Genomic DNA, 13,568 nt, shown 5'->3' with positions numbered 1-13,568 from the left:
TAAACTCTATCGCCCAAGTGTTGCTATAGCTTATCTAGCTTCAAGCACTAGCTAATTTTTTACAGCGTTGACTTCGATATTTACGCCATGAGAAACCTTACTTCCTTCATTGTCTTCTAATAACACTGTTACACCGTCGTTAGCTGGTGTGGCATAATTGATAGCGGCTGCGCTATCAATACCAGGTAGAAGCTCAACAGTAAAGGCACACTCATAGAAATCGTTATCGTTTAGAGAACCACTATATCCAATGGTGTGTCCATTAGCACATGCTGGGTATGGCACAAATTCATGAGACCCACCGTCATTGAGCAATGTATGACCGGGTACCGGTGACAAATGATCAATCACAGACTCACCGTGTATGGTGATATCTGTTAAGGTCACATCTTCGATACCGGTATTTTTAATTTTCAACACCATAAGCTTACTGCTGGCAAATGTCATTGCTGTTACTGGTGGGAGGTTAGTAAAGGTTACGGTTTCATTATCACTGGCCTCTCGCTCTACTAGGTCATCATCGACACCGTAGACCGTAGCAAGGTTGATATGATTACCTCCAGCATCACCTTGTAGCTTCATGGTGATAACACAACTCGCTGAATCACCCGCTGATAGCCAGATACCGTTACCCAGAATGGTACCATTAACATCACAATCTGCTGTGATATCTGTGGCTGTACCAATGGGGTTCATGTTGGCATCCAAAAGCACGTCATCTAATTTGTAGAATTTAACAGCATCAACTGTGGAGGTATTGGTAAACATAAATGTATAGTCAACATCTCTATAGACTGAGGGGTCATCACCGGTTTCACTGACACTCTTTGGAACTGCTGTTTTAACCAGTGAGATCGTTGATGCCACATCAACGACAGCGACCATTTCCGTACTGTCACCAAGTGCTGTGTCACCTTCATCATCTTTGGCTATTGCATCCACTTTATTCATGTGTTTAAAGCCTGCATTGCCGGTAATAGCCTTAGTGAATTTACAAGTGTAAGTTCCGTTCTCAGCGATACTAGTAGACAGCGCGCCACAATCACCCGCTAGAAGATCACCGTATACGCTGTCAGATAGTGTCGTTAGCGTAAGTGGCGAGTCCCAGAATTCGGCATCATTTTTAACCTCAATGGTAAACTCAACATTGCCACCTGGTTCTAATACTTCATTTGGATTAGCCGTTTTAGTCACGGTAATTGCTGGTGGCAGGTTAGTGATCTGTACAGTGATCTCATTACTACAATGATCACCCTCAATACTGCCAGGAATATCGATACAACTATCACCGTCAACAACGGCTGTACCGTTCTTATCTTCTAACGAGAGCATGACTAAGTCATCGTAGAACTGCGGACTTTGGTCATTGGGTAAGTCTCTGTCGACAATGTGTACCGTGAAGGCACAACTGTAGGTGGCACTAGGCAGAATTTCACCGCCGTTAGCAGGCATAGAGCAGTTCGTCGAGGTCAGGTACTGTCCTTCAACATTTGTATTGACTGCAACTGGAGTAGCCCAAAGGTTAATTGAAGCATCGAACGTTCCCTCACCACCAATATCTATTTCATCAGTTAGTGATGTGATAAACAGTGATGTCTGAGCATTAGGGTTAGTAAAGCTTACTGTATAGTTAAAGGCTCCACCTGGTTCACTGCGGGTTGATGATTGGCTGGTTAGGGTTTTAATCACGGTTGGTGGGTTAGGTTTGATAAATACATCGATATCGAAGGTGTCACAACGACATTTAGATGGTGAACCTGCGGGAGTGGGAGCCCCGGCAGAACAATTGCCATATTCTTGTTGGTTCCAAGAAGCACAGTAATTAAAATCGGCCTTGTCTGAGTTATCATCATCACGACACAGCATGGTGATCGTTTCTCCGACATATTCGTGTACTTGACTGTTGCCTGCTTTTTTACTTATATCGGCACAGGCATCACCATCTAAATCGATACCAGGTAATTCAGTTGCACTACCACTTAACACCGAACAGGTATTAGTTTCGCTCTCGTCTTTAGCACTCCATTTGCCTTCTGGTAACCAGATCCCATAACCATAACGGCTGGTGGCCGTGGTTACAATGGTGAAGTCGGCTTTAAAATCAAATTCTTCTCCATCGGTACACTCGACCGGCGTTGTTCCGTCAGGGTTAGTCACATTTTTGACTTCACTGACTCGAATATCATTGGCGGTACAGGTTAAATGGCTACCAGAGTATTGGGCTAAGCAGACATTATTTTTCAGTTGCGGCAAGAATCCCGCATCTGCGGTTGACAGACTCGTGACGCCATAAAGGGTCGTTGCGCTTACCAGCGCAATACCGAGCGCTTTGATAAGTCGTTTGCATTTAAATCGTTTCATAATATTTACCATCTTAATTAGTTAATATGGATAAAACGTACTTGTTACTTTTTGCTAGCCAACTTTTGATAAAGTGCTAGCGTGAAATGTTTAGATATTCGGCGTAATTTAGCGTTGCGCCGTTGTCGACATAGTGCCGATAAAGCTGAACACCGGAGTGAAATAGCTCTATGTCACCGGGCTTCAGTGAGTGAGATTTAGTGAGTGGGTATTCAAACTTGTGACTAAAGAATAAGCAAACACTGCGCCATAGATGTAAGGTTCTGAATACAAAGTTAAAAGTGATACTTAGCGCAGCTTTAAAATGTATTGATGTTTCAAGGATGAAACAGGGGACGATTAGAGTTAATTTTTAACTGTTTGTTTGTGCTCGATTTACACTCTAATGTTGTTCAAGCAGATAGTGTAACGCTTGTTACACTTGGTGTTGCAGCGCATGTCTTTGTAGTATTGGATGTGTCGACATTATGCTGCAATAGTGGGAGTCACAAATGGTGTTTGCACCGCTAGAGTTCGATTTTGCATTTCTTAATCAAACGATAAAAGGTGGTTCTGGATATTTTAAGTTCTCGGGCAGCTGCCGATATATTGTGGTTATTACGTTTAATGGCATCGAGCAGTAGTTCTGTGTCGATTTCAACCCTGTGCTGGGCTAAGTCAACAACATCGTTGTCAGCAGGTTGAATCTTGGTGATTTTTATCCCTAAGTCTGCTTCACTTAACGGGTCACCATTTGCCATTATAATGGCTCTATGTATGCGGTTTTTAAGCTCTCTGACATTACCAGGCCACTCATAGGCAAGCATGGTTTCTGCTGCTTGAGGCGAAAGCGTGTATTGCTGTGCTTTAGAGCTGAAGATTTTTAAATATTCATTGGCGAGCAGTGTTATGTCCGCTTTATGCTCTCTAAGACTCGGTGCGTGAATGTGTAGAATATTAATCCGATAGTATAGATCTTCACGAAATCGCCCCTCTTCAACAGCGGTTTCAAGGTTAATGTGAGAAGCGAAAATAATTCTACAATCAATAGTAATGGCTTTATTGCCGCCTAGGCGCTCTATGATGTGTTCTTCTAGAAAATGTAATAGATTAACTTGAGACTCTAATGATAGATCACCAATTTCATCTAAAAATAGCGTTCCCTTATTAGCCCTTTCTATATGACCAATATATTGCCTATCAGCGCCGGTGAAAGCGCCTTTTTCATGGCCAAATAGTTCGGATTGAATAAGGTTTTGGGGAAGGGCGCCGCAGTTGATCGTGATTAATGGGCCTAAACGCCGTTTGGATTGCTCGTGGATCAAGCGGGCGCAAAGGCCTTTACCTGTACCTGTTTCGCCGCTAATGAGAACTGATTCATCAGAGCCTGCCACTTTGGATAGGTTACATCTTAGCTGCTTGATAAGCTTAGTCTCCCCGAGTAATTGGTGATTGTTACAAGGAGAGGGGCTGAGAGAAGAATAAGGACAGTTGCTCTGCTGGGAAAGCGTTTCTTTTATGACGGCCATACCATATGCGTGGCCTAATGTGTGATTTAGACGATCCCAGTCAATGGGCTGGTGGTGATAATCAGCAAAGTAGCTAGATAAACATGAGGTTAGGTTTTTATCCTGAGTATGCGTTTTTGCAGTGATCGCTATCCAGATAAGGTTATTTTGATGAGCATTGAGGTGTTTTATGGTGCGTAATATCTGTAGTTTGTGACCGTTTGAGATTATTGCTATTGCAACTTTAATCTTGGTTGAATTTACGCATTGCAGCGCACTAGCAAGGCCATCGGCCTGAGTACAGTGCCAATTAAAGGGTTTGAGTTGTCTCTCTCCTTGAAAATCGTGGTCGGTAAAGTTTAATACCAATAGCTCCCTTATCGGTGACTCGCTATGTTTAAAATTGCTCATGGTATTGTCTAGAAGAGGGCTTGTGCTTATTACCAAGTAGAGAATAAGTTATGCACAAATTTTAGGCTGTATATGGGGGATCGCAAGTCTCACAATGTGGGAGCATCTGCGTAACACAGTCTTAAGTCATCTAATTGTTTGTAAAAGCGGTTATTATTATTTTTTATGTTGTCTTAATATTGAGACAGTGGGCCTCAGCCTCCAAGCAGTGTTAAGTAAGCAGCGGTAATATGGTGTTTTTTGATGATGAAAAAATGAGCTCCTCCCTGAGCTCTTATTAGTTGTAGCATTAGCATTGGTTATAACTATTAGGTTATAGGCATTAGTATGGACTTGGGAGCGCCGGACAATCTGCGGGGGCGCTCGGTACATACTTAACTCCGTTACCATCGGCAACCTTCATGTTGTTAAAGGTATCGAGCAAGGTCTTGTAGTGATTTTGCGCTGCGGCGTCGGTACCTTGCCATGCCGCAATAGTCGCTGAAACGATATCTGCGCTAGACATAGTGCCTCCGCCAGGCATCATTAACACCGCATCACCGCCAAGGCGGTACTCAATATTGAACAAAAATGCCAGTAATTGCTGGGCAAGTTGTTCCCTTGGATCGCCGCCACCATTGCCGTCAATGAGAAAATGTGACACTTCGGCTTTCACGGTACCCGCACCTGCTGAAATTCCATCTGTGATTGAGTCATTTTTGTAAGCGGCATCGACAGGTGTACCATTGGTGAACATACCGTCAAATGGCTCATCGCCTTTACCGAAGTAGCTTGTTTCGCTGTCATAAGGGTCTAAACCATTGATATAACTTGTGACAAATGCTGCTTCCATTTCGCGCAGCCCGTTTTTGTTATGCCAATAGCCTTTAGTGCCGAAACTCGCCTCCTTGAAACAGATATTAGTAAATACCACGTCACCTAAAGGCGTGCTGCTATTGTCTAGGTAGGCATTACCCATGATAGGGGGTAATCGACCATCTGGGCCGCTAGCCTCGGAGCGCACATCAAACTCAAGAGTGACACTTGATGTTGCCATCCAGCCTTGAGCAGATGCCTCTTCAACTTGGTAGAAGTCTGATGGATAGAGAGTTAGCGGTGCATCACCATATCCATTGGGTAATAGAACGCTGAAGGTCATCATACCGTTGGCATCTGTTATGCGGTTTGCATAACCGTTTTCTAGGATCGGGTCGGCGGTGAGTCCAAAGCGTGCTACCACTTCGTCATACACGTCTTTATTAACCGTGCTACTGATAGTATCGGGTATAGGGCCACCGTTAGACTCAAGTAAGCTAGGTGCATACTTTAATCGAACTGGCCAGTTAGCTATCCCAACTTCGTTGGCATCATGGATCCCATTATTATTGGTATCGAATACTTTTTTAACCGCAATATTGGCAAAACCCACCTGACTTAATGTAAGAGTGATCTGTGGATCGCTAGCTACCATAGGCTCTACACCTAAGGCTGCAGGGATAAAATCAGAGAACTCATTACTGGTATGTGGCGCTAAGCCGTCATCAAACAAATCAGGACAAGGCATTTCCATGACGAAACGCTGGATAAAGTCATTAGCGTCATCGCCATCCCAAAGATTAGGATCCTCTGGGCCGGTATTGAGTGAGCTAAACGCTTGGTAGTCATGAACATAACCTGATGTGGTTAAATATTGACTATTGAGGTTCTTGTCTTGATGCTCTGTCCATCTGAAGTGGTCTAAAGACCATGTATCATTTAACTGGCCTAGTGCCTCTTTAAGCAAGATAGTGGTTGGGTCGCCACTTGACTCGTCATTGGTGTTATCGTCATTACGCACATTTATGCCATCTTCGATACCATATTGCCATTGCCAGATAAACTTCTCGCCTAGGTCTAAACGACAGTTTAAGTTGGCATCGTGGTAGTTACGCAGTGCGATAATACCGTACTGAGGTTTTTTCTCTTTTACCTTAAAGTTGTCGGTTTTAGCATAGCGTGGAATAAAGCCGTGAAAGCCTTCATTTTGCTCGCTATATTTATCCGTAGGGGTCATCCAAGCTTTATAAACTCCACCTTTATTGGGAGTGTCGGCATAAGGGTAGAGCTGAATGACCATGGCATTGAGAGGGGTTCCACCGTGATCGATGTCTGGGTTAAATTCATGAACCGTAATCGTTTTTTTACCATTGGTTGGGAACTCTGTACAGGAAACCAACTTTCCCTTATCCAAGTAAGTACGGCTCTCTCCTAGGTATTGGGTAATGACGCCATTTTCGATTTTTACTTCTCGGCAGTCGACAGGATCGAGGGAGAGTAGTTGCTTACCGCTAGGATCGGTGACTTGGAAATAGTAGTTACCATCAGGAAGCGCCGCAGCGGATGCTGGCGCATTCATTCTAGGCCCACCATCAAGATAGACTTCGAGTTTACTTCCATATCTCACATTCTCATTAACTATGCCACCATCGGCTGTGGTGGTGAAAATCGCACCCGATAGCGCATTAGCTGCTATTGGCAGTCCTGCAAACATAGGTAAAAATGAGAAACGAGGTTTATTGTGAATACTCATAATTGATACCTCATTTATCGCAATATTCATCCTGATTTAATACATATTTGATACCAACAATTAGGCTATAAGATTCAATGAGATAGACTTTACTCATGACTAAGGTGTCGCAAGAGGGTGACACTCCCAGTTATCTTTAGAGTCTTCAATGATTTAACGTGTCGCATTAGTGGAACAGAATCTTGGGGGCGGAGAAAAGAGGAAGGGCGAACATCTGCTATTTTTCTATGAATGCTTTCTATGAATACTTTTCTTTGAACTAAAGTGCAAAAAGGCTGAATAAACAGCCTTTTTGGGTTTCATCTACGTGTTTGTCTGTATTAATTCATCCAAGGTAATAGCCTTCTTGAGAATCTATCAGCTTGACCAAGGCGTATAGCACTGTTGTGACGCATTCTATACAGCGCTTGATAACACAAGGGCACTAAATACAAGCTAGTGACGGTTGAGAAGGTGAGGCCGCCGATAATCGCAATCGCCATCGGCGAGTATGATGGACCGCCACCGCCGAGCTGAGTATCACCCATGGCAAGTGGGACTAAGCCTAATACTGTTGTTCCTACTGTCATAAGCACTGGACGCAGACGGGTGAAACATACGGCGCTAATGGTGTCTGATAACTCATCAAGCTCAGGTGATAGTTGATTAATCTGATCCACCAGTACAATGCCGTTATTGACCACAATACCCATCAAAATCAAAATCCCAATCATCGCCATAATTGACATAGGCGTACCCGTAAACAGCAGTGCCCAAAATACGCCGGTAATGGAGAATAGGATTGAGGTGATAATTGCAGTTGGCAATAATAACGACTCAAACAGCGCGGCCATGACTATGTAGATCATCGCAATCGCCAAGATCATATTGGTTGCCATTACCGCTTCATCTTCATCTTGTTTTTGAAAGCCACCTCTTAATGAATAGCCGTAACCTGCAGGGAAGTTAACGTTGTCCATCACTTGAGTGATTTTGTTCTGCGCTTCCTCAGTCGTCAGTTCATCTAGATTTGCACCAATCGACAGTGCGGTCTGTCTATCGTAATGCCGAATGGTATCGAATCTTGGTAAAACCTCAACCTTGGCCAAGCTGTCTAAGGTGTAGACACGGTTATCGATGCGGATCACTGGCAGTTGTTTTAACTTCTCAAGCGATAATCGCCATTGCTGCTCAAACGACATTTCGATACGCAGTTCTCCATTGGGATCATGGCGAAATGATCGTAGAGGTGTACCTCGAAGCGCCATCGAGATGCTCGAGGCAATTTCATTGAGCTTAAGATCGAGTCTCGCGGCCATTTGGCGGTCGATGCGGATCACCACTTCTTGTTGGGCACCGTTTAATTCAGAACGCACATCAGTGAGTCCATCAATATTGCTAAGCAGAGGAATGACTTGCTGGCTAAGGCGAATTAACTCAGAAGTTGAACGACCAGTGAGAGAGACGCGCACACCGTTGTTTTCCCCACCCCAGCCAAATTGTGGCTTAGCGATGGCAAACTTAGGAAAACCTTCACGAATGGTTTTCTTGAGTGCTTTCATATCGACTTCGGTATCTTCTTTTAAAATCAGTGTCGATTGACCTCTGTCGGCAGAAAAGTAGCTGTATACCGAATCAATTTGGAACTTGTCTTTATTGGCATACAGATAGCTTTCCATCTTAGTTATCATGGCTTCGGTGACATCTAAACTATGGCGGCCTTCCACTTGATAGTTAATGTATAAACGATTATTGCCTTCACCATCTGATTGATCCTGGCTGACCATACTCAGGGGCAGTGCAGTTGACGCTAAGATCACGAAAGCTAACACACCCGATAGGCGTGGGTGAGCTAAGATCCAGTTGAGGCTACGACGATAGTTTGTTTGCAACCGACTCTGCTTAGTCGTCTTTTTGGCTTTAAAAGTCATTTTACTGAGCATTAATGGCAGCAGAGTTTTAGCGACTAACAAAGATGCAGCCAGTGAAATACAGATAGCGATAGCCACATGTTCTAAAAAGATGGTGAGCTCGACTTTGACGCCGAAAATATTGGGTAAAAATACGATTGCCGTGGTCATGGTGCCCGCTAGTACAGCAAGCGAGACTTTGTCGACGCCCAGAAGAATCGCGCTCGTCTTCATCGGTGCATTGACCGCTTTTTGCTCATCAGCGCTAGCACTCGGTTTAGCATTGCCATCAGTATCGAGTGCCTGCTTTTCTTGCAGTACGCTTTCGGTCACGACCACGGCGTTATCAATCAACATACCTACCGCAAGTAATAAGCCCATCATAGACAAGATATTGAGGCTGTAGCCAAGTAAATACATGGCAGCGAGGGTCATGCAGATAGCAATCGGCACAGAAGAGACAATCACTAAGGTCATTTTTAGATCGCGAAGAAACAGGTACAGAACGACAAATGACAGTAGGGCGCCAATTAACCCCGCAGCAAGTAAATCACGCAGCGATGAGGTAACCCCATAGGCCTGATCTTCCATGACAAACAGTTTAATGCCCTCAAACTGTGAGTCCTGTTTAGCCTCATCAATGACCTTCATGACGCGTTCTGATACCTCGACTAGATTCGCGCCAGACTCTTTAAACACATCTAAGCCGACCGCGTAGTTTTGATCTAAATGACGGCCATCTAATCGCTCCGGCAGTGAAAAACTGACCGTTGCAATATCCCCTAAGGTGATCCCCGGCGCGAGCACTAAGGCGGTAATATCATCTAAGTTTCTAAACTCGCCCTTTGGCGAGACTTGATAAGCACGAGAGTTAGTTTTTAGCACCCCCGCGTTAATGACAAAGTTTTCTTGCTGTAAACGGCGGTTAAGTGCTTGGACTGAAATATTGCTCGATGCCAGCTTATCGGCATTAATGCGAATTTCAATCTGCTTCTGTTCAACCCCATAAAGTGTAACCTGTGATACGCCTTCAACGCGCTCAAGCGGTCTTTTAAGCTGCTTGTCGAGCAGGTCAAACGCGCTAGATAGTTCGCGGTCGCTCGATATTCGCAAGTTGAGTACTGGCATATCGGCGGTACTAAATTGCCTGATAAACACTCGCTCAACATCTTTAGGCAGTAAATGGCGCACCGCATCGATTTTTTCGCGGGCTTCTAAGCTTTTGGTGGCAACGTTTTCTTCCCATTTCATTCTTAGCTCAATTTCAGCACCATTTTGTGAAGAACTCGAACGTAGCTCCTCAATACCGCCCATTGTGGCTAATGACTCCTCCAGTATATTAGTGATATCACGTTCCACTTCCGCAGGTGTTGAGCCTTTATAAGGCACCTCAACAATAACTTGAGGGATGTCGATGCCTGGGAACATCTCAAGTGGTAGTAATCGACTTGAAGCAAGGCCAAAGAGTAGGATTGCCACAAAAAACATTGTGGTGGTCACGGGCCTTGCAATGGCTAAGCGGGTGATATTCATGCTTTGCCTCCTTCAAGCGTTTGCTTGTTGACTACAACTGTCTCACTGTTATTTTTATCAAATTCCTTTCGGTCATACTCTTTTCTGTCAAAGACGGCATAAAGTACAGGCAGCACAACCAAAGTCAGTAAGGTCGACAAAGATAGACCGAAAATGACAGTAATCGCCATTGGCGCCCTCACTTCACTGCCATCACCTAGGCCAAACGCCATAGGAGATAGGCCCAGAGCGGTGGTCATTGTGGTCATGATAATTGGACGTAAACGGGATTTGGCTGCGTTTGAGATTGCAGTCAGCTTATCTTCGCCACTTTGACGTAGTTGGTTAATTCTATCGACCAGTACAATGGCGTTATTAACCACAATCCCCGCCAGCATAATAAGGCCGATAAACACCACCACACTGAGATGGGTTTGGGTGATATACAGACCTAAAATACTGCCACCTACCGCCATTGGTACCGCGATAAGGATGAGTAGGGGATGCAGCAGTGATTCAAATTGACTCGCCATCACCAAGTAAACTAAAAACACCGCTAATACTAAGGCAATTTGTAGAGACTTGAATGAATGCTCCATCTCCTCGTTCTGACCACCAAAGCGGGCTTGAACTGAAGTTGGCAGCGTTTGCGCGGCTAAAATATCGCGAGCGGTTAGCACGGCATCATTTAAGTCCCCGTATGCTAAGTTTGCAGACACAATGGCAACTCGTTGCTGGCTAATGCGGTTAATCGCAGAGGGACCAAGTTTTAGGCTGACATCAGCTACTGCGCTGAGCGATATAGGATGACTACTGTTTGGATTAATAATCATCGAATCGATATCGCTTATCTGATTGCGTTCTTCGAGTTCGCTACGGACCAATATGTCAATTTTACGATCTCTCACTGTGTACTGACTGGCAATCGTACCGCCAATGCGCTGGGCAATGCGGTTAGCGACGGTAGGAGCATCCATACCCAGTGCGGCTAATCGTTCATGGTCAAAGCGAATGCTAAGTTCTGGTTGGCCATCACGTAAACTGGTATTGATATCGGCAAAACGGTCAGATCCCGCTATGGCATCGACTAAATTGTCGGCAGTTTGCTTAAGTTGGCCTAAATCGTAACCAATCAGCTCAATCTCCAGTGGGGTTTTGAAGCTAAATAGCTCAGGGTGTTGCACCTTGGCTTCAAGCTCAGGAATGCGCATTGCTGTTGCACGTAGCTTATTCGCAACAGCATCAAAGGCATTATGATCGCTAAGCACAACTTGTAAACGCCCCCAGTTTTCACCCCCGCGTGAAGTGTCTGATGTCATTAAGCCACCACTACCTGCCTGACTATAGGCATGCTTTACATCGCTGCGATCTTTTATCGACAGCGCAAGGGTTCGCAGTACGCGATCTGTTTGAGCCACTTCAGTTCCAGGTGGCAGTAACACCTCCACATAAAACTCGCCTTGATTCATCGGTGGAATTAGCTCCATGCCAAGGCGCGGTATTAACAGCGTCGCTCCCGCAGTGACAGCAATCGCAATAGATAGCGTTAAGACGCGAAACTTAAGTGCGGCGGCTAATAGCTTATGATAGAAGCGCTCTAATTTGTGGTAGCCCCAGTTAAATGCGCCGCTAATGGGGCGCATTATCAACCCAGTTAACCAAGATAGACTACGTCCCACAATAAGCACTAAGGTTAAGAGTGCGCTTGGCAGATAGTTAAATATCAATACAAAAGGAAACGAAAAGACTGTTGCACTGTAATGTTTCAATTTGGCGATTTTAGTCTGAGGCTTTGGCTTAATGGTTTGTTTCAATAAAGGCGGCAAGGCTTTAAAGCCTTCGCGAGAGGCCAGCATCGGAATTGTCGTGAGCGCGACAAGCAATGAGGCGAGTAGGGCGAAGGTGACAGTTAACGCTTGGTCGGAAAACAGCGCTCCTGCTACACCATCGACAAACACTAATGGTACAAATACCGCAAGGGTGGTGAGGGTTGAAGCAAAAATAGCGCCGGCGACCTCTTTGGTCCCCGTAACCGCAGCTTCGAGTCGGTTCATACCGAGCGACTTACAGCGGTCGATGTTTTCTAGCACCACAATGGCGTTATCAACGAGCAGTCCTACAGCTAAGGCAATTCCCCCTAGTGACATGATGTTAAGGCTGATATTGGCAAAGTACATCATATTGAAGGTTGCGATAACCGAAAACGGAATAGAAATTGAGATAATCAGGGTCGGAATAATATCTCTTAGAAACAGGTAGATGACTAGCATCGATAGCAAGCTACCTATCAAGGCTGCAGTGGTGACTTCATTAACAGCACTTTCAATAAATTCAGATTGATCGTAAATAACCTTTAATTCAGCCTTGGCATTACGCTCATTAAGTTTATTCAGTTCAGCGGTGACTTTACGAGCCACGGCAACAGTATTGGCATCACCTTCTTTATAAATGGCCAGTTCAATCGACTCTTTATCGCCTATGCGAGTAATGTCATTGCGCTCTTTAAAAGCATCGACGATTTGGGCGGCTTCAAAGAGGCGAACCAGTGTTTGCTCATCACGGTAGATCACTATCTGGCCGAGCTCATCAAGCGAGTTAAACTGATTAAGAGTACGAACTAAGTATTCTTTGTCACCTTGGATTACTTTACCTGCCGAAAGGTTAATATTCTCTTCGGCAATACGACTGCGGATAAGATCTGCGCTTAAATTAAGCTGAGTGAGTTTTTGCTGGTTTAACTGAATATGAACTTCTTGCTGTAATCCACCTGAAAGCCTGACCGCTGCAACGCCAGATAAAGACTCAAGTTGGCGCTTTAACTCCTCTTCTGCATAAGTGCGCATCTGTTTTAATTCAGTTTCGCTCATCCCATCTGTTGTGCTTTGTCCGCTTTCACTGACATCTGCAACGGATAGGGCTAAACGTACTATGGGGTCTAAATTAGGGTTGAAACGCAGTAATAATGGCTTTTTCACATCCAGAGGCAACTCAATGGTGTCGAGCTTTTCTCGTACATCTAAGCTTGCCATATCCATATCTGTGCCCCATTCAAACTCAAGCACAACATCAGACATGCCTGAGCGAGAAATTGAGCTGATTTTTCTAAGCCCCTTTACAATACCTGCAGCCTCTTCAATGGGCTTAGACACAAGTTGCTCGACTTCAACGGGCGCCGCACCCACATATAGCGTACGAATAGTGATGGTCGGATAGCTCAAGTCAGGTAAAAGCTTTACCGCAAGGCGAGAGAATCCCACCATGCCGAAAAGAATGACCGCAAACATAAACATCCATACTGTTACCGGTCGATTAACCGCAGTTTTTATAATAGACATAACGTGCTCCGTTGTTACTTATCTA

At 44.7% G+C, this 13,568-nt stretch carries 5 protein-coding genes; all 5 read right to left on the bottom strand.

The window, feature by feature from the left end; all coding sequences use genetic code 11:
- Window positions 1-51 precede the first annotated feature (51 nt).
- Window positions 52-2,361 (bottom strand): hypothetical protein, encoded by a 2,310-nt coding sequence (locus tag ACVBIK_RS12545; protein ID WP_447169807.1) that lies wholly within the window; start codon window positions 2,359-2,361, stop codon window positions 52-54.
- Window positions 2,362-2,867: 506 nt separating this feature from the next.
- The gene (locus ACVBIK_RS12540; protein ID WP_447169806.1) at window positions 2,868-4,259 is read right to left on the bottom strand and encodes a sigma-54-dependent transcriptional regulator; all 1,392 of its coding nucleotides are present in this window, start codon (window positions 4,257-4,259) and stop codon (window positions 2,868-2,870) included.
- Between the two features lie 322 nt (window positions 4,260-4,581).
- The gene (locus ACVBIK_RS12535) at window positions 4,582-6,807 is read right to left on the bottom strand and encodes a hypothetical protein (protein ID WP_447169805.1); all 2,226 of its coding nucleotides are present in this window, start codon (window positions 6,805-6,807) and stop codon (window positions 4,582-4,584) included.
- Between the two features lie 320 nt (window positions 6,808-7,127).
- Window positions 7,128-10,229, bottom strand: coding sequence for an efflux RND transporter permease subunit (locus tag ACVBIK_RS12530; RefSeq protein ID WP_447169804.1), 3,102 nt, complete (start codon window positions 10,227-10,229; stop codon window positions 7,128-7,130).
- Window positions 10,226-13,543, bottom strand: a complete 3,318-nt coding sequence (locus ACVBIK_RS12525) for an efflux RND transporter permease subunit (protein WP_447169803.1) — start codon at window positions 13,541-13,543, stop codon at window positions 10,226-10,228. The genes ACVBIK_RS12530 and ACVBIK_RS12525 overlap by 4 nt, the downstream gene beginning before the upstream one ends.
- Window positions 13,544-13,568 lie beyond the last annotated feature (25 nt).

This window comes from Shewanella sp. 125m-1, assembly GCF_052977065.1.
Note: the sequence above shows the minus strand (reverse complement) of the source record. Positions and strands in the feature narration are given on the sequence as shown.

What these genes read in the sequence shown, in the direction of transcription:
- ACVBIK_RS12545 (WP_447169807.1), bottom strand. Translation starts at nt 2,361, where the DNA reads ATGAAACGATTTAAATGCAAACGACTTATCAAAGCGCTCGGTATTGCG.
- ACVBIK_RS12540 (WP_447169806.1), bottom strand. Translation starts at nt 4,259, where the DNA reads ATGAGCAATTTTAAACATAGCGAGTCACCGATAAGGGAGCTATTGGTA.
- ACVBIK_RS12535 (WP_447169805.1), bottom strand. Translation starts at nt 6,807, where the DNA reads ATGAGTATTCACAATAAACCTCGTTTCTCATTTTTACCTATGTTTGCA.
- ACVBIK_RS12530 (WP_447169804.1), bottom strand. Translation starts at nt 10,229, where the DNA reads ATGAATATCACCCGCTTAGCCATTGCAAGGCCCGTGACCACCACAATG.
- ACVBIK_RS12525 (WP_447169803.1), bottom strand. Translation starts at nt 13,543, where the DNA reads ATGTCTATTATAAAAACTGCGGTTAATCGACCGGTAACAGTATGGATG.